16 protein-coding genes and 1 tRNA gene are annotated in these 16,975 nt (G+C 67.7%); 5 read left to right on the top strand and 12 right to left on the bottom strand.

Annotation, left to right across the window (positions count from 1 at the left end; all coding sequences use genetic code 11):
- The first annotated feature begins 40 nt into the window (after positions 1–40).
- The gene (locus A5759_RS08410) at positions 41–838 is read left to right on the top strand and encodes a hypothetical protein (RefSeq protein WP_231984597.1); all 798 of its coding nucleotides are present in this window, start codon (positions 41–43) and stop codon (positions 836–838) included.
- 206 nt (positions 839–1,044) lie between these two features.
- Here the strand turns inward: A5759_RS08410 and A5759_RS08415 are convergent, their stop codons facing one another.
- The 5 genes from A5759_RS08415 to A5759_RS08435 all read right to left on the bottom strand — a co-directional run bounded on the left by A5759_RS08415 (position 1,045) and on the right by A5759_RS08435 (position 8,836).
- Entirely contained in the window at positions 1,045–4,278 is a 3,234-nt protein-coding gene (locus A5759_RS08415) for an arabinosyltransferase domain-containing protein (RefSeq protein ID WP_064394869.1), read from the bottom strand.
- A gap of 11 nt (positions 4,279–4,289) precedes the next feature.
- A complete protein-coding gene (locus tag A5759_RS08420; protein WP_068196194.1) occupies positions 4,290–6,185 on the bottom strand; it encodes a galactan 5-O-arabinofuranosyltransferase in 1,896 nt (631 codons plus the stop codon).
- The gene (locus A5759_RS08425) at positions 6,185–6,967 is read right to left on the bottom strand and encodes a decaprenylphospho-beta-D-erythro-pentofuranosid-2-ulose 2-reductase (RefSeq protein WP_064425847.1); all 783 of its coding nucleotides are present in this window, start codon (positions 6,965–6,967) and stop codon (positions 6,185–6,187) included. The genes A5759_RS08420 and A5759_RS08425 overlap by 1 nt, the downstream gene beginning before the upstream one ends.
- On the bottom strand, positions 6,968–8,368 hold the full coding sequence (locus tag A5759_RS08430) for an FAD-binding oxidoreductase (RefSeq protein WP_068196198.1): 1,401 nt from the start codon (positions 8,366–8,368) through the stop codon (positions 6,968–6,970).
- A gap of 72 nt (positions 8,369–8,440) precedes the next feature.
- Positions 8,441–8,836: a GtrA family protein gene (locus A5759_RS08435; RefSeq protein WP_064425864.1), complete on the bottom strand. Its 396-nt coding sequence runs from the start codon at positions 8,834–8,836 to the stop codon at positions 8,441–8,443.
- A gap of 64 nt (positions 8,837–8,900) precedes the next feature.
- Between A5759_RS08435 and A5759_RS08440 the strand changes: the two genes are divergently transcribed.
- A complete protein-coding gene (locus A5759_RS08440) occupies positions 8,901–9,647 on the top strand; it encodes a phosphotransferase family protein (protein WP_068196203.1) in 747 nt (248 codons plus the stop codon).
- On the opposite strand, the gene A5759_RS08445 is transcribed toward A5759_RS08440, so the two are convergent.
- Genes A5759_RS08445 through A5759_RS08465 form a run of 5 tightly spaced genes read right to left on the bottom strand, consistent with a single transcriptional unit; the run spans position 9,644 to position 13,099 of the window.
- Positions 9,644–9,961 carry a zf-TFIIB domain-containing protein gene (locus tag A5759_RS08445; RefSeq protein ID WP_068196206.1) on the bottom strand — a complete coding sequence of 106 codons (318 nt, stop codon included), beginning with the start codon at positions 9,959–9,961 and terminating at the stop codon, positions 9,644–9,646. The two genes, A5759_RS08440 and A5759_RS08445, sit on opposite strands and share 4 nt — an antisense overlap.
- 47 nt (positions 9,962–10,008) lie before the next feature.
- Positions 10,009–10,839: an ABC transporter permease gene (locus A5759_RS08450; protein WP_064394863.1), complete on the bottom strand. Its 831-nt coding sequence runs from the start codon at positions 10,837–10,839 to the stop codon at positions 10,009–10,011.
- Complete coding sequence (locus A5759_RS08455) at positions 10,836–11,795, bottom strand: glycosyltransferase (RefSeq protein ID WP_064418456.1); 960 nt, start codon at positions 11,793–11,795, stop codon at positions 10,836–10,838. The genes A5759_RS08450 and A5759_RS08455 overlap by 4 nt, the downstream gene beginning before the upstream one ends.
- The gene (locus tag A5759_RS08460; RefSeq protein WP_064394861.1) at positions 11,792–12,583 is read right to left on the bottom strand and encodes an ABC transporter ATP-binding protein; all 792 of its coding nucleotides are present in this window, start codon (positions 12,581–12,583) and stop codon (positions 11,792–11,794) included. Before A5759_RS08460 ends, A5759_RS08455 begins: the two co-directional genes overlap by 4 nt.
- A 9-nt stretch (positions 12,584–12,592) precedes the next feature.
- On the bottom strand, positions 12,593–13,099 hold the full coding sequence (locus A5759_RS08465) for a bacterial proteasome activator family protein (protein WP_064394860.1): 507 nt from the start codon (positions 13,097–13,099) through the stop codon (positions 12,593–12,595).
- 414 nt (positions 13,100–13,513) lie between these two features.
- Here A5759_RS08465 and A5759_RS08470 point away from each other — a divergent pair, with 414 nt between their 5' ends.
- Positions 13,514–14,710, top strand: coding sequence for a cysteine desulfurase-like protein (locus tag A5759_RS08470; RefSeq protein ID WP_068196209.1), 1,197 nt, complete (start codon positions 13,514–13,516; stop codon positions 14,708–14,710).
- 8 nt (positions 14,711–14,718) lie between these two features.
- Here A5759_RS08470 and A5759_RS08475 read toward each other — a convergent pair whose 3' ends face one another.
- Positions 14,719–15,693 (bottom strand): NAD(P)H-quinone oxidoreductase, encoded by a 975-nt coding sequence (locus A5759_RS08475; RefSeq protein ID WP_068196212.1) that lies wholly within the window; start codon positions 15,691–15,693, stop codon positions 14,719–14,721.
- A gap of 78 nt (positions 15,694–15,771) precedes the next feature.
- Here A5759_RS08475 and A5759_RS08480 point away from each other — a divergent pair, with 78 nt between their 5' ends.
- Both A5759_RS08480 and A5759_RS08485 read left to right on the top strand, forming a co-directional pair.
- The gene (locus A5759_RS08480) at positions 15,772–16,284 is read left to right on the top strand and encodes a MarR family winged helix-turn-helix transcriptional regulator (RefSeq protein WP_064394906.1); all 513 of its coding nucleotides are present in this window, start codon (positions 15,772–15,774) and stop codon (positions 16,282–16,284) included.
- A 48-nt stretch (positions 16,285–16,332) separates the two neighbouring features.
- Positions 16,333–16,419: transfer RNA gene (locus tag A5759_RS08485), tRNA-Ser, on the top strand.
- 11 nt (positions 16,420–16,430) lie between these two features.
- Here A5759_RS08485 and A5759_RS08490 read toward each other — a convergent pair.
- Positions 16,431–16,919 carry a hypothetical protein gene (locus A5759_RS08490; protein WP_082962053.1) on the bottom strand — a complete coding sequence of 163 codons (489 nt, stop codon included), beginning with the start codon at positions 16,917–16,919 and terminating at the stop codon, positions 16,431–16,433.
- Between the last annotated feature and the right edge of the window lie 56 nt (positions 16,920–16,975).

The following is a 16,975-nucleotide window of genomic DNA, read 5'->3' on the forward strand; positions in this document are numbered from 1 at the left end:
CGACTGGTTCGCGGGCGGTGTCTCGTTCACGCTTATTTGCGTGACGCGCTGGCACCTCGGACATGTCGCGGACCTCACTGTCGCGCAGGACGGAGTCGTCGCTCGCCGCCAGGTACTGGCCGCCGGTGGTAGCGACTTCGATATCGCCAGACTGGTACGCCGTCGCGAGTTGATACCGCTCGAGCGCGGCGTCTACGTGAATCACAGCGGCCGCCTCACGCAGACGCAGCGCCACTGGGCCGCGGTGCTGGCATTCTGGCCCGCCGCGCTGGCCCACGCGTCGGCGCTGCCCGATCCGCCGATGACCGTCGTGCACGTCGCCGTCGACCCGTCGCGCAATTTGCGGCCACTGCGACGGGTGGTGCTGCATCGAATGCCGGATTTCGCTCAGCGCGCCGATCTCGACCGCAGCCCGCCGGCGATCCGCTTGGAACACGCACTGATCGACGTGATCAGCAGTGAACTTCGCGACGAAGATGTCGCCGCCGCCTTCGCCGTATTGGCGCGGGTGGGTGCCGCGCGGCGCACCACCCCCCAGCGCATCCTGCAGACCCTTCACGCCGCCGTGTCGCGGGTCGGCGGACGGTGGAGGCGATGCTCACCGACGTCCGCGACGGCGCGTGTTCGGTGCTGGAGCGTGGCTACCTGCATCGAGTCGAGCGGGCGCACGGGCTGCCGCGAGGGGAGCGCCAGATCCGCAGCACCGCGACCGGCCGGTCGACATTCCAGGATGTGCGCTACAAGCGCCAGGGAGTCGTCGTCGAGCTGGACGGTCGCGCGATTCACGAGTCACCGCGCGATCGCGATCGGGATGCGCTGCGTGACCTCGCAGAGCTGAGCCGGTCGGACCTCGTCACGATCAGGGTCACCTATGGACTCGTCTTCGGCGGCGCGTGCCGCACGGCTCTACTGATCGGCGACCTGTTCCGCCGCCGCGGCTGGACCGGTCGGCCGCGAAGCTGCTCGACCTGTCGTCCCGCGATCGCTCTAACGGGTTGATCCCACGCACCAGGTGGGTGCGACCAACCAGTTAAGGCCCGCAGCTCAGGACAGGCGCAGCGGCGCCGGGCTCCACAACCCGCTGCGCGTCGCCGTGCCCAGGTCCAGGCGGGCCTCCGCGGCGTTCGGGTACCACGGCGTGAGCTGCTGCAGCGAGCCCCAGTCCCGGAACCAGTCGTCGTCCAGATACGTCGGCACCGTCGTGGCCCGCACCAGCAGTTCGGTGATGCCGAGCGGCCCGCCGCCGAGGTAGTCCATCACCGGGGAGTTCGCCTCGGCCCCGAACCGGTCGGGCAGGATCCGCCACTTGGGCACCTCGACGACGCCGTTCTGGTGGCCGAACGGCCGCTGGCAGGGGAACGCCAACCCGACCAGCCAGTCCAGTAGCACCGGATCCGACGACCCGACGACGTCCTGCAGCGTGCGTAATTCCGGGATCCGCGGCGGCGTCACCGCAGTCCAGTGCTGCGGGTCGAGGTCTTCGTCGGAGGCCACCAGTCGGATCTGAGTGGCTTCGGGCGGTATCGCGGACAGCGGCGCCCGCAGGTTGCGCCATGCGGGGGAGGAGCCGACGTCGGCGAACCCGATCCCACCCCCGGGCTCGTCGGCGGCGGCCTGCTCGTCGGTCGCCCACTGCACCGTGACCTCACCCGCGTCGAACCGGCCGGCCGCCGAGATGACCAGCAGCGGGCCGGCGTCGTCGCGGGAAGGCAGTTGGTACCACGCCGAGCGCAACTGCGCGGGCTGCTGCGTGCCGGCCCGCCAGCTGCCCATCACCGGGGTGGTGGCCGGATCGAGTTTGTAGGGCAGCCGGGCCCGTGAACCGTTGACACCGGCGGCGGCCGTCGTGCCGCCCTCGGTCCCACCGTTTCCAGCTTGGTCGTCTTCGTTGTCGGTATCGGCGAAGTTGCTCGAGGTGCCCTGACCGCTCATCGTCTCGTCGGCGGAGACGTCACTGGGTATCCCGTTGGGGTTGAACCCCTGCGCGGTGCCTGCGCTGAGCGCCTCACCGACGGGAGTACCGATCGGCCTCAGCATGCCGACGTTGGGGTCCTCCTCGACGAGGACGTCCTCGGCCATCCCGCACGTTTTGCCGGTCAGGGCTTCGAGGTTGGATCGGCCGACGCTCCAGGCCGGGTACTGGTCGATCATGGCCAGCGTCAGCGAGAGCACCTCGAAAACCACGAGCAGCCATGTGGCGATGGCCAACGGCGCCTGCAACATTCGCTGCCAGCGCCGCTGCGGTCCGGGTGGCGACGAGTCGCGCCCGGAGAAGTGGAACCACGCCGCGGCGATCAGGGCCAGCACGGCCAGCCCGAGCAGGATCGTCGAGAAGCCGAACTTCCACTCCGGCATGGCGTTCGACCACGGCACACCGAAGTTCGACACGTACCACCAGCCGTTGACGGTGGCGAACGACAGCGCCATCGCGAACAGGACCGCGGCGCCGAACACCGAGCGGTTGCGCCGCGAGCGCATCGCCGTGGCGGTGACGGCGACGGCGGCCAGCGCGCCCAACGAGCCGGCCAGCCCGGCGAAGACCCCGAAGTGATGGGTCCACTTGGTCGGCGTGAACATCATGGCGAAAAACGAGATGACCGTGATGCCGATGATGCGACGGCTGGGCCCCAATGCCGTGCCGGGAATCTTGAACTTGCGCAACGACATCGCGACCGCAACGGCCAGCGCCAGCAACAGTGTCAGCACCGCGAACCGGCGCGCCACCGAACCGTCGGGGCTCAGCGTGAACAACCGCTCGTAGCGGATGTGCTCGTCGAACCAGCTCAGGCTCGGCCCGACCGCGGACTTGAAGGTGCTGGCCTGCATCTCGGAGGCCAGCGTCTGGTCCCGGAAGATCAGGATGATCGTGACGGTGGCCGCGGCCAGGATCGGCGCCAGCAACGCCAGATAGCCGAAGCGTGAGACATGCGCGGCGACAATGGTTTTCAGTGGCCCGACGGCCACCAGTAGTGCGCCCACGGCGGCGATGCCCGTCGGCCCGGAGAACAGCGTGAGCGCACCGATGATGATCGCGATCGCCACGGGCAGCAGCCTGCTGGTGGCCACACCCCGCTCGACCGAGCACCAGGTGAGAAGGATGCCGAGCGCGATGATCGGTTCGGGGCGCAGCCCGTTGTTCAGCGGCAGCCAGAACGCCAGGAACAGGCCCGCCGCCGTCCACGCCGCCGCAGGTGTCTTCTTCGCGGCGTGGCCCAGGCGCGGGATCACCTCACGGCTGATGACCCACCAGCACGCCAGCGCCATCACCAGCGTCGGCAGGCGCATCCACACGCTGTGCGTGCTGACGTGGGCCCACAGCGCCAGCAGGTCGTAGTACCAGCCGAAGGGCGCCTCCGGCGTGCCGAACCACCGGTAGTAGTTCGCCATGTAGCCGGCGTGCTCGGAGACCCGCGCCATCGTCAGGATGTAGCCGTCGTCGGCGGTGTTGGCGCCGACGAAGTGCCACCACACCAGCACCGCGGTCACGACGCCGTCGAGCGGTCGCAGCGTCCACCACCGCGGGGGCAGGAACCGTCTGACGCCGCGGCCGTCGGCGATGTCGAGAAGATGAAGCGCGACCAGGGCGATGACGGTCATCGCCACCCCGATGATCATCGCCAGGGTTTTGAGCAGCGTCGGCGACGTGCTGTAGCGGGTGTCGAGCGTCGCGGAGAACTCCAGACCCGGGGGCGCCGGACCGCTGAGGTCGGTGAAGACGCCGACGATCTGGGGGCGGAAGTCGTAGCCGCCGCGCTCACCGCGCAGCGGTTCACCGGGGTCGTCGTTCGGAATCCGTCCCGGACCCTGGACTAGGCCGACGAACTCGCCGGTCACCTTGTCGGCGTGCGCGGTGAAGGTCAGCCGTTGGCACTGCGGGCTGAGCACCTGATCCAGCGGCGCGCTGACTACTGGGGTGTTGCGCACGATCACCAGCAGGTCGTCGTTGACCCGCTCGATGAGCAGGCCGCGGTCGATGGCCTTGGGTGCCTGTTTGGGCACGGTCGACAACAGCACCGTGCGGCCCTGGCTACCGGGACCGGTCAGGCCGGCCGCCGCGCGACACGGCACTGAGATCTCCAGGTCGGTCGCGACGTAGCCGATGAGCGGGGCGTCCACGCTGCGCAGCACGCCGTTCTGCGGCCAGTTCAATTCGGCGGTGGTCTGCGTGACCGGCATCAACGGCGTCGCGATGGCCAGCAGTGCGCCGAGCAACCCCGCGACGATGGCGATGAGCCGCACCGTCCGATGGTTCGACCCGACACCGGCTTCACCGACCACGGGGTTCGATCTTAATTGGGCTTGCGGATCGCCAACACGAACGGTCCGATGCTGGAGACCTCGAAGCGGGGGTCGTCGAACAACGCCTCGTCGAGGGCGACGTGGTAGCGGCGCACATTGGGCTGGTTCGGATATACGTCGGAGGCCAACCGCAACGTATAGGTGTCGTCGGCGCCGCGGCGCATCAGAAACACCGTCGGCGGCTCCCACGGCAGCGTGTCGAGTGCCTCGATGAACTGGTCGGCGTCGGTCAGCGTGGCCCAGCTCTCGATGGCCTCGGCACGCTTCTCGAACTGCGCGAGGGGGTTGGCGTAGTGCGAGGTCAAGCCCTGAAAGCCGTAATAGGGGTAATAAGACAGGAAGCTGTAGTCGGCGGTCAGCACGACGGTCTCGTCACGGGGACGACCGGTCACCTCGGTGATCCTGGCGTCGATCTCGCGGTAGTAGCGCTCGGCGCCGGGCGGTCGCCGGTCCGCGCGCTGACCGTAGCCGTCGGTATCGGTATAGGCGACCACGATGTCGGACCGCAGCACGTCGGGGATGTCCTGGCTGTAGGTGACGGCGCCGATGGCGCCCAGCGTGGCCGCCGCGGCGACGACGCGGCGCGCGTTCTCGGGTCGCACCCGCGCCGCGACGGCCCGGGTGACCTCGATGAAGCCGAAGGCACCTGCGGCCGTCAGCAGCACGGTCAGCGTCGGATTCAGTCGGAACGACAACAATGTGGTGCCCACCAGCGTGGTCAGCATCGACAGCAGCGACCAGGCGTAGACGGCGAGCACCGCGATCGCCAGAGCGCCGGCCCTGGTGGAGGAGCGCGCGCGCCAGACCAGCCACAGCGTGCCGAGCATGCACAGCGCTCCCAGCAGTGTGAAGTGCAGCATCGGGAACTCCAGCTGCGCGCCGTCGGTCGGCAGATAGTGCTGCGCGGTACCGGAGTCGGCGGGCTCGCCGGAGAACGCCGCCAGAAGGTACGGCGCCCAGCCGATCAGCGCGATGGCGCCCGAGATGACCGCGATGACCACCAGCCGCAGCAGCGGTTCGATGCGTCTGCGCGCGACGGCCAGAAGCACCCCCATGATCGCCAATGTGAATGCCGCGTAGGCGAACAGCAGCGTGTAGGACAGCGCGGCGCCGCCGAGGAAGAGGCCGGTGCCGATGACGGCGGGCCAGCCGGCTCGCGTCCTCCCGCCCGCCACCCCATCCGGGTCACCCCCGCGCAGACCTGACCACGCGAGCACGAACACCGGCGGCAGCAGTACGCAGATGATCGCGGCGTAGGGCTCGGCCGGTGAGTATGCGAGCGTGGCCGCGGCGGTGGCGGTGGTCACGATGAGCGCGTACTCGAAGCGAATCATGGCTGCCCACAACACGAACGCCACCGCGATCGCGGCGGTGATCGACATGATCGCCCACGGTTTGAACATCTCCCACGCCGGAGTTCCGGTCAGCGCGGCCAGGCGGCCCCCGATCCAGAACCAGCCCGGTGGATAGAACGGCGGCAGACCCATGTAGGTCATATCGCGCAGCGCGGCGCTGTCGGCGAGCCGGGTGAGGTACTCGGTGCGGAACTGCTGATCGACCGAGATGCCGTACAAATACAGCCTCGTCGCACCGAGCGGCATCGCCAGCGTCACCACCGAGAACGCCGACAGGAACAGCGTCGCCCCCACCTTCGCGAGCAGCTGCCGGCCGCGCCGCCAGACCCATCCGCTCACCAACAACCCTGCCAGACAGGCGAACTGGCCCACCGTGGTCAGCGCGTGCAGTTGATTGGACGAGTTGTAGGCGGGCCACTCCACGCGCGCGATCGCGGCCAGCGAGACCACCGCGACGACGATCGCCACCGCGGCGGCCGCCACCATCTGGCCGGCGACCTTGATCGGCAGGGCCCGCGCGCCGCCGCGCATCAGATGGGTAGCTTGCGGAAGATCGGCCGCGGGATGTGGCGCAACACCATCATCACGTACCGGAACGCTCCCGGCGCCCATACCAGTTCCTTGCCTTTGGCTGCCGCCGTGACGGCCAGTTCGGCGACGTCTTCCTTGTCGACGGTGAACGGCGCTTCCTTCGCGCCGGTGGCCTTCCAGTGCTCGATGGTGGTCGTGGTGCGCACCTGACCGGGCCGGATCACCAACACTCGAACTCCGTGCTCCCGCAACGCCTCTCCGAGGCCGAGGTAGAAACCGTCCAAGCCGGCCTTGGTCGACCCGTACACGAAGTTGGACCGCCGCACCCGCTCACCGGCCGCTGAACTCATCGCGATGATCTGCCCGAAGCCCTGGGCGCGCATCTTCTCGCCGATCAGCACGCCGACCGAAACCGCTGCGGTGTAGTTGATCTGGGCGACCTGCACGGCCTTGGACTGGTTCTGCCACAGCTCCTCGGCGTCGCCGAGCAGCCCGAAGGCGACGATCGCGACATCGACATCATCGCCGCCCCAGGCCTTGTCGATCACGGCGCGATGCCCGGCGGTGTCGGCGCCGTCGAAGTCGATCCATTCGACGGACTTGGCCCCCGCGGCCGTCATCGCCGCGATCGCCTCGTCCTTGCGGGGGTGATTCGGCAGGTCCGCAAGGATGATGCGGGCATGCGCGTTGCGCAGGTAGCGCTCGCAGATCGCCAGCCCGATCTCCGATGTCCCGCCGAGCAGCAGGATGGTCTGGGGGTTACCTACAGCGTCGAGAACCATCTACAGGAGCTCCAAGCGTCGTGCCATGTCGGATGCGAAGACGCCGTTCGGGTCGGCCTTGCGGCGCACGGCAATCCACTCGTCGATCCTCGGATACATCTTGTGGAACCGCTCCGCGCTGACCCGGGAGTCCTTCGCGGTGTACACCCGGCCGCCGAACTCCATGACCCGCTCATCGAGCTCGTTGAGGAATTCGTTGACACCGGGCTTGTTCGGGAAGTCCATCGCCACGTTCCATCCCGCCATCGGAAAGCTCAGCGGCGCGCGGTTACCGGGACCGAACAGTTTGAACACGTTCAGTGCCGAATAGTGCCCGCGCGTCTGAATCCAGCGGATGATGGACTTGAACTCCTCGAGCGCATCGGGCGGAACCAGGAACTGGTGCTGCGCGAAACCCGCTGGGCCGTAAGCGTTGTTCCACCCGCTGACCAGATCCAGCATGTGGTAAAACTGCGACAAGTTCATGATCTTGCCGGTGTAGGTGCCGCCGAGCCGGTAGTACACCTCGCCGATCGCCATGAACGAGAGCTTGTTCATGGCGCTGACCGGGAAGATATCCGGCACCGAAAGTAGTTGTGGCGCATCGAACTTCAGCGGATCCTTGGCCAGCTTCGGAGGAAGCTGATCGAGCGTCGCGAGGCTGCCACGGCTGATCGCGGCCCTTCCGAGTTTCGGCGGCGGGCTGATCAGGTCGAACCACGCGCTGGAGTAGGTGTAGCGGTCCTCGCTGCCATCGAGGTGCACGGCGACGGTCTCGTCCAGGTCGCTGGTGGACACACCGTCGGCGATGAAGTACGCGGTTTCCGTGCGCGTCATCGCGATTCGGGCGCGCACCACGATCCCGGTGAGCCCGTTACCGCCGACCGTCGCCCAGAACAGTTCGGCGTCCGGCCCGTCGGGGGTGAGGGTACGAACCTCGCTGTCGGCCATCAGCAGGTCCATCGACAGCACGTGATTGCCGAAGCTGCCTGCACTGTGGTGGTTCTTGCCGTGGATGTCGGAGGCGATCGCGCCGCCGACGGTGACCTGCCGCGTGCCCGGCAGCACCGGTACCCACAGCCCGAACGGCAGCGCGGCCTTCATCAGGTGGTCGAGGCTGACGCCCGCATCGACGTCGGCCACGGCCGTCTCGGCGCTGATCGAGTGGACCTTGTGCAGCGCGGTCATGTCCACGACCAGGCCACCGCCGTTGCATGCCTGATCGCCGTAGGAGCGACCCAGGCCGCGGGCGAGGACGCCCCGGTGCAGGAACGACGGGCTGGATGCGCTGCGGTCGGCGGCCTCACGGACCGCAGCGGCGATCACGTCGACGTCCGGCGTGCTCAGCACCTGAGCGACCGACGGTGCCGTGCGACCGAAGCCGGTCAGGGCACGCGAGGTCGTCGGTAAGTTCTCGGACATCGTGACGAGGGTACCGTGCGGACAGCCGGCGCCATGACCGCTGGATATCACGCGGCCGGCAGCGGTGTCGCGTCAGTGCAGGCGGAAGATGACCGCACGCTGGACGACGAAATTGATCACCGTCGCCGTGCCCTGGGCGATGACGAACGCGACCGGCACCCGCCACGGTTTGTCGTCCCACGCCACGTACAGCACGTAGTTGATGCCGACCTGCGCGGCGTAGGTCACCGCATAGAGCGCACACACCGCGATGAACCGCGCGGTGCTCGGCGGCGCCTGAAAGGTCCACCGGCGGTTGATCAGATATGCCGTGGTGGTGCCCGCGATGAAGCTGAGCGTCTTGGCTACGTTGACGTGCAGACCGGCGGCGAGCAGGGCGACGTACAGGCCGAAGTCGACGATCGCGGAGAAACCACCGGTGACGATGAACCGCCAGATCTGGGTGCCCAGGCTCAGGGTCGGCTGCATCGGGGGCTCGGCCACCCGGGCAGCTTAGCGGCATGTGCAGCCGTCACGTCGCTAGGTTTCAGGTGTGCAGACCCGGTCCGGTGCAGAGATCGTCGTCGACGGCGACGTCGTCTACAAGCTGCACCGGCCGGGTACCAATCCGCGGGCACTGACGGTCCGACTCGGCATCGCTGCGGGCTCGGATTGCCTTCTCTCGCCGCTGTCGACGGTTCCCGAGCCGGTCGCAGCGCGCTGGCGCAGTCGGTGGCCGCGCGTGCAACCCCTTGCCCCGCAACCAGAGTCGGTGCCGTGGTCGGAAGCCGGACAGCTGCTGGCCCGGCTGCACCGGGAGCCATGGTCGTCGCGAGTGCCCCCGCACGGCTGGCCGCAACGGCTGCGGCGCGCGGTCGACGTGCTGCGCTCCGACGGCGATCCGACGGTGCGACGGGCCGCGGCCGCCCTGCCCGACGCGGTGTGGCGACCGGGCTCACCGGACCGTCCGCACACGTTGGTGCACGGCGACTGGCATCTGGGTCAACTCGCGCGCCCGCACGCAGACGGGCCCTGGATTCTTCTCGACGTCGACGACCTGGGTGCCGGCGATCCGGCGTGGGACCTGGCTCGACCGGCCGGATTCTGGGCGGCAGGACTGATCCCGGACGCCGACTGGCACAGCTTCGTCGATGCCTATCGCGCCGCAGGCGGCCCCGCGCTGCCCGATGGAGACCCGTGGCCGGTGCTCGACGCGTACGCGCGCGCGGCCGTGGTGCAGGCGGCGGCCCACCATCCTGACGACGAACTGTTGGTGGCGGCCTGCGCGCGGATGGGCTAGCTCGAGAAGAACAGCCGGCCGAACCCCTGTTTACGGTAGTACTTGTTGCCGCGATGGCCCCAGCCCGGGCCATATCCGTATCCCGGCTGGGCAGGTGGCGGAGGCGGTGCGGCCTGCACGAACCGGTTCTCCATCTGAGTCAGCGACTCGAGTTCGCCGAAGTCGAGGAAGATGCCGCGACAGGTGTCACACTGCTCCAAGTGGATGCCGTTGCGTTCGTAGGTCCGCATCGAGCCCGCGCACTTCGGGCAGGTCAGCGTGCTCGTCGGTGCGGACGGCGTGGACGACGGCGGCTGATATGGCGGGATGCTCATATCCGCATAACGGTCGCGAGCGACGCCTGAGTTCCGCGGCGAGCAAGCTACACCCAGTAGGCGACACGGCCGCGGTACTGCCGCATGGCGAACGCCGCGAAGGTCCAGCCGACCACGGTCAGCACGATCACCACCACCCAGTGGCGCAGTTCCTGGTCGGCGCCGAGCAGCGGGGCCCGCACGATGTCGAGATAGTGCAGCAGCGGATTGAGCTCGACGATCTTGGTGTACTGCTCGGCGCCCTGCTGTCGCAGGGTGGACTCGTTCCAGATGATCGGGGTCATGAAGAACAGCAACTGCACCAGGCTGACGAGCAGCGGGCTGATGTCGCGGTAGCGGGTGGCCAGGATGCCGAAGCACAACGCCACCCAGATGCAGTTGAGCACGATCAGACCCAGCGCCGGGATGACCGCCAGGTCCGTCCACTTCCACGGCTTGGGATAGATCATCGCGATGATCACGAAGATGATCATGTTGTGGGCGAACAGGATCATCTGTCGCCACACCAACCGGTAGACGTGCACCGACAGCGGAGTCGGCAACTGTTTGATCAGACCCTCGTTGGCGACGAACACGTCGGCGCCCTCCAGGATCGCCGCGTTGATCAGGTTCCACACGATCAGACCGAGGGTGACGTACGGAAGATGTTCGGACAGCTCGAGTTTGAACAGTTTCGAGTAGAGCAGCCCCATGGCGACAGCGGTGGCACCGGTGGCGATCGTGATCCAGAACGGGCCGAGAACCGAGCGGCGGTAGCGCTGTTTGATGTCCTGCCAGCCGAGGTGCAACCACAGTTCGTGCTTGCCGAAGCCGGCAACCAGGTCGCCCCAGGCCCGGCGCATGGTCTTCGACTGCGCAGCGGCATCGGTGAACGTCACGGCTGAAGCCTCCCGAACCTCTCCTTGCGGCCCATGCGCCGCAACCGAATCCACTCCATCAACCCGGCGGGGTCGCGGCGCGACACCAGGAAAAACCAACCGAAGCGCGCCCACTCCTGCAACTGCAGACGACGCAGCCCGGGCTGGGACAGCAGATATCCGCGGTTGCGGTAGGTATAGAAGCGCTTGGCAGCGTTTTCCGGAAACTGCGTGTGCATTCGGCCGCCGAGGATCGGTTTGAACTCGTCACCGCCCTGCGGATGCAGGTACACCGCGTCGAGGCAGGTGCCGAACGGTAACCCGGAGCGCACCAGCCTGCGGTGTATTTCGGTCTCGTCGCCGCGCACGAACAGGCGCAGATCGGGCACGCCGGTCGCCTCCAGCGTCGACGCGGCGAACAGCGCACCGTTGAACAGTGATGCGATGCCCGGCAACAGTCCCCCGCAAGCGGGAGGTGCCCCCACTGAAGCGGACTCGGTGCGTAACTCGTCGACACGGCGACGCCACACCAGTCCGCGACGCAGGGGGAAGGCCAGCCGCCCGGGATCGTTCATGTCGCAGACCATCGGCGACACCTCGGCAAGTCCGTGGCGCGCGGCGCATGCGATCAGCGTGCCCAGCACCTCCGAGTCGGCCGGGCGGCCGTCGTCGTCGGCCAACCACACCCAGTCCGCGCCGAGCGCCAGAGCATGCAGCATGCCCAACGCGAAACCGCCCGCACCGCCCAGGTTCCGGCGTGATCCGAGATAGGTGGTGGGGATGGGTTGTCCGGCAACCAGTTCGGCGACGCGGTAATCGTCGTCGTTGTCGACGACGATCAGGTGGTCGGGCGCGCGGGTCTGGGCCGCCACCGACTCCAGTGACTTCGCCAGGTCGTCGGGACGACGATGGGTGACCACCACCGCGCAGATGACGGGGCTGGTCGGCTCCTCGGGCAAGCCCTCGTCGGCCGTCATCCCTGGCGCGTCTCTTCGAGCACTTCCCTGACATGCCGGGCGGCGTCCTCGCCCTCATAGGCCCGCACGACGTCCTCGATGCCGCCGGTCATCTTGATCGTGCCGTGGTCGATCCACATCGCGGTGTTGCACAGCCGGGCCAGAAACTCATTGGAGTGGCTGGCGAACACCAGGATCCCGGAGCGCGCGACGAGTTCGGCCAACCGGGTCTGCGCCTTCTTCAGGAACTCGGCGTCGACCGCGCCGATACCCTCGTCGAGCAGCAGGATCTCGGGGTCGATGCTGGTCACCACGCCCATCGCCAGACGCACGCGCATACCGGTGGAGTAGGTGCGCAACGGCATCGACAGGTAGTCCCCGAGCTCGGTGAACTCGGCGATCTCGTCGATCTTGGCCATCATCTGCTTGCGCGTCTGTCCCAGGAACAGGCCGCGGATGATGATGTTCTCGAAGCCGGAGATCTCCGGGTCCATCCCGACGCCGAGGTCGAACACCGGCGCCACCCGGCCGCTCACGGTCGCCACCCCCCGGGTGGGCTCGTAGATACCCGACAGCAGGCGCAGCAGCGTCGACTTGCCCGCACCGTTGTGCCCCACCAGACCCACCCGGTCGCCGAGTTCCAGCGACATGGTGATGTCCCGCAGCGCCTCGATGACCACGACGTTGGAGTCGTTGCGCCCGATCGCGCCGCCGGCCTTACCGAGGAAGGCCTTCTTCAGCGAGCGTGACTTCGCATCGAAGATCGGGAACTCCACCCACGCGTTGCGGGTCTCGATATGTGGGACCAACGCATGCCCCTACAGGTACTGCCCGGTCCCCGGATGCGACGGACCGCCGCCGCGTATCGCCACTCCCGGTGGCAGCGCGCCTTGGCCCCGCATCTGCTCCAGCTGCTGTCGCGCCGCCATCTGCTGGGCGAACAGCGCGGTCTGGATGCCGTGAAACAGGCCCTCCAGCCAGCCCACCAGCTGGGCCTGCGCGATGCGCAGCTCGGCGTCCGAGGGTACGGCCTCTTCGGTGAACGGCAGCGTGAGCCGCTCGAGCTCGTCGCGCAACTCGGGGGCCAGGCCGTCCTCGAGTTCGGTGATGCTCGTGCGGTGGATCTCCCGGAGCCGATTGCGGCTGGCCTCGTCGAGCGGAGCTGCGCGCACCTCCTCGAGGAGCTGCTTGATCATGGTGCCGATCCGCATCACCTTCGCCGGTTGCTCGACGAGGTCGGTCAGCGACCTGCCGTCCTTTTCCTCGTCGGTCTCGGCTCCGGTGTCGGCTCCGCTGATGATCTCGATGTTGTCGTCGTCGGTCATACTCCCTGCGTTCCCTCTAATCTCCACGGCATTCGTCGCGCAAGCCTCGCGTTGCCTTCGACCGCGAACCAACTAGCGACACTAGTCGGGTCGTGCGCGGGGCGGTCCCCACGCTGCGCACAGGCGAACCCCGGTCGGTGACCGCAAACCGGTCGCTCGAACAACTTCGGCAACTCAGCAAACGGCTTCACCGGCGGCCACCGTCGCGAATATGCAGGCAAGTTAACTCGACACGGCCTTCTGGCGGAGTGGCGGGCGTGAGCAGCAACGACAACGGGTTTAGCACTCCGAACGCCAAGGTCACTGGACTAGTATGGCTGCCCAGCAGACCCAGTCCGACATGGCGGGTCGGGCCGAGTATCGGCCAGAATCGTGTGGGTTCGCGAACTCACGGATGCTCGAAGGTGGGCTGGCATGGCATACGACGTCGCCCGGGTGCGCGGTTTGCACCCTTCTCTGGGCGACGGGTGGGTGCGTTTCGACGCCCAGCACGGCATGTTGTTGCCCGACACCGTCGGCCGCGCGGTGTCCACGGCGTTCCGCGGGTCGATGGCCACCCCGGTCGGTCCGCACCCCTCGGCGCAGCGCAGCGCCGCAGTGCTGGAGGCCGCCCGGCTGGCCGTGGCCGATCTGGTCAACGCCGATCCGCGCGGTGTGGTTCTGGGCGCCGACCGGGCGATCCTGCTGACCTCGCTGGCGGACGCGTCGTCGTCGCGTGTCGGCCTCGGCTACGAAGTGGTGGTCACCCGTCTGGATGACGAGGCGAACATCGCGCCATGGCTGCGCGCCGCGAATCGCTATGGCGCCAAGGTCAAGTGGGCAGAGGTCGACATCGAGACCGGCGAACTGCCCAGCTGGCAATGGGAGAGCCTGGTCACCAAGCCGACCCGCTTGGTCGCAATCACTTCTGCCTCTTCGACTTTGGGTACCGTGACCGACCTGCGCGCGGTGACGAAACTGGCACACGATCAGGGCGCACTGGTGGTCGTCGACCACTCCGCGGCCGCGCCCTACCAGTTGATCGACATCGACGAGATCGACGCGGACGTGGTGGCGGTCAACGCATTGGCGTGGGGCGGTCCGCCCATCGGAGCCCTGGTCTTTCGCGATCCCTCGCTCATCGACTCCTTCGGTTCGGTATCGCTGGATCCGGACGCAAGCGGAGCGGCGCGGCTCGAAGTCGGCGCGCACCAGTTCGGTCTGCTGGCCGGAGTGGTGGCCAGCATCGAGTACCTTGCGTCCCTGGACGAGAACGCGCGCGGTACGCGCCGCGAACGCCTCGCGATCTCGATGCACTCCGCGAACGCCTATATGAGCCGGCTTTTCGACTATCTGCTGATCTCGCTGCGATCGCTGTCGACGGTGATGGTCATCGGTGCGCCCGAATCGCGAATCCCCGTGCTCAGTTTCGCGGTCAACGGCGTGCCCGCCGAGCGGGTGGTTCAGCGCCTGGCCGACAACGGCATCCTGGCGATATCGAATGCGAGTTCGCGCGTGCTGGACGTCATCGGCGTCAACGACATCGGCGGCGCGGTGACGGTCGGACTGGCGCACTACACGACCACCGCCGAGGTCGATCAGCTGGTGCGCGCGCTCGCTTCGCTGGGCTGACGGCCGCGCTAATCCGCTACGCGCAGAAGCACTTTCCCCGATACCTCGCCCGACTGCAGAAGCTCGTGCGCCGCCCCGGCTTCCTGCACCGGGTACTCCGCACCGATGATCGGGCCCACCTCACCGCGTTCGATCATCGGCCACACGTTGGCCACCACCGCGGCGACGACGTCGCTCTTGCTCCCCTTGCCGCTCACCGGGCGCGCGCGAAGAGCGGTGGCGATGACGCCCGCGCGCTTGCCGAGCAGCTTGCCGATGTTGAGTTCGGCCTTCACACCGCCCTGCATCCCGATGATCACCACCCGACCGTCGTTGGCGAGCGCATCGATGTTGCGGTCGAGGTAGGCCGCGCCCATGATGTCGAGGATCACGTCGGCGCCGCCCTCGGCCCTGACGCGTTCGACGAAGTCCTCGTCGCGGTAGTTGATCGTCACCTCGGCCCCGAGCTCGGCGCACAGGTCCAGCTTGTGGGCGGACCCGGCGGTTACCGCCACGCGGCAGCCGAGCGCGCGGGCCACCTGGATCGCGTGGGTGCCGATGCCGCTGGCACCCCCGTGTATGAGGACGAGCTGGCCCGCCGTCAAGCCCGCGGTCATCACCAGGTTCGACCACACGGTGCAGGCCACCTCGGGTAAACCGGCAGCTTCGTGCAGCGGCACAGACTCCGGAACCGCCATCACCTGCCCGGCCGGCACAGCCACATACTCGGCGTAGCCCCCGCCCGCCAGCAACGCGCAGACCTGTTGTCCGGCCGTCCAATCGGAGGCCTTCTCGCCGACCGCCGCGACCGTTCCCGAGACTTCGAGGCCGAGGGTTTCGCTGGCGCCCGGCGGCGGCGGGTATTTGCCCACGGCCTGCAAAAGGTCGGCCCGATTGATGCCGGCAGAGGCGACCTTGATCAGAATTTCGCCCTCGTCCGGCGTGATGTCGGGAACCTCTTGCCAGGTCAATCGGCCCTCCGGGCCGGCGACGATTGCATGCATCCCGATAACGCTACTAGCCTGCGTCGACAGTCTCACGAATTAGTCGCCAGCAATGTGATGGCCGTTTACTATGGCCGCATGGAGGGGATTATTGCGGGTCGTACCGCGGGGGATATGCCGGGGCTGGACATCGCGGAGCAGCGGTCCTGGCAAAATTTTTTGGATGCCGCGCTCCGGCTGTATGCGACCTTGAATCGGTCGCTGGTGGATAAGCATCATCTGACGCTCAACGACGTCAGACTGCTCGACATCCTGGACAAGTCACCGACGGGATCGGCCCGCATGGGCGATCTCGCCGAGGGCTTGATGTCGTTGCCGAGCCGGGTCACCCGGCAGATCCGCCGCCTGGAGATGCAGGGCCTGGTTCGCCGGGGAGCCAGTCCCGACGACGGCCGTGGCGTGCTCGCCAGCATCACCGACGAGGGGCGGACCGCGGTACGCGACGCGATGGTCACCTACGGCGAGAGCGTGCGGGCGCACTTTCTCGACCGGCTGTCGCGGCCCCAGGTCGCGGCGATCGGTGAGAACTGCAGGCGGATCAGCGTCGGGCTCAAGAACGGGTCGATGAACGCCAAGCTCGGCCGCGTCTGAGGGGATTCGCCGTCGCGACGGTGTGAGCCGCCCCGTACTCTTGTCGGCGGTGGCGTGGCAGAGCGGCCTAATGCACTCGCCTTGAAAGCGAGAGACGGCTAACACCGTCCGGGGGTTCAAATCCCTCCGCCACCGCTGGTCTCACCTCAGCTTCGATTGGTCACTGCCGACTCGACCGTGCTGACCAGGGCGGCATCGACGCCCCATGGCTTGTCCACCCCGACACGCTCGTCGAGATCCCACAGGACGCACTTCTCGCCCGGCATCGCCACCATCGACCACGCGACGACGGTTCTGCGGAGCTGTTCGCCCGGCGGGTCGACAAGAGCATTCGGGGGCGCACCACCGTCGGGGTGGTGGTGTAGAAATCGGCCGTATGCATCCGTGCAGAACGTCGAATACCTTGCGGTGCAGAGGATCAGACCGTGCCATGCCTCGTCGACGGCGCGGGAGGGCATCCCGATCACCTGGTCGTCACGTAGCGCAGGCGCGCAACATCGCAGCCACTGCCGCAGACCGACCGCTATGAGCTCACGCGGTTGCCACGGGCACGTCTTGAACACCGCCTCGGGCAACTCGAGCCGGGCGACGGCGGCATATAGCCGATCGGAGTCACTCCTGCGTGACCGCAGCACAGAATCACTGTAGGCGCGGCGTGGGCCGTTGAACATAAGCGGTGGCCGGGCCGCCA

The sequence above is a fragment of the Mycobacterium sp. 852014-52144_SCH5372336 genome (assembly GCF_001665615.1).
Classification (GTDB): domain Bacteria; phylum Actinomycetota; class Actinomycetes; order Mycobacteriales; family Mycobacteriaceae; genus Mycobacterium; species Mycobacterium neumannii_A.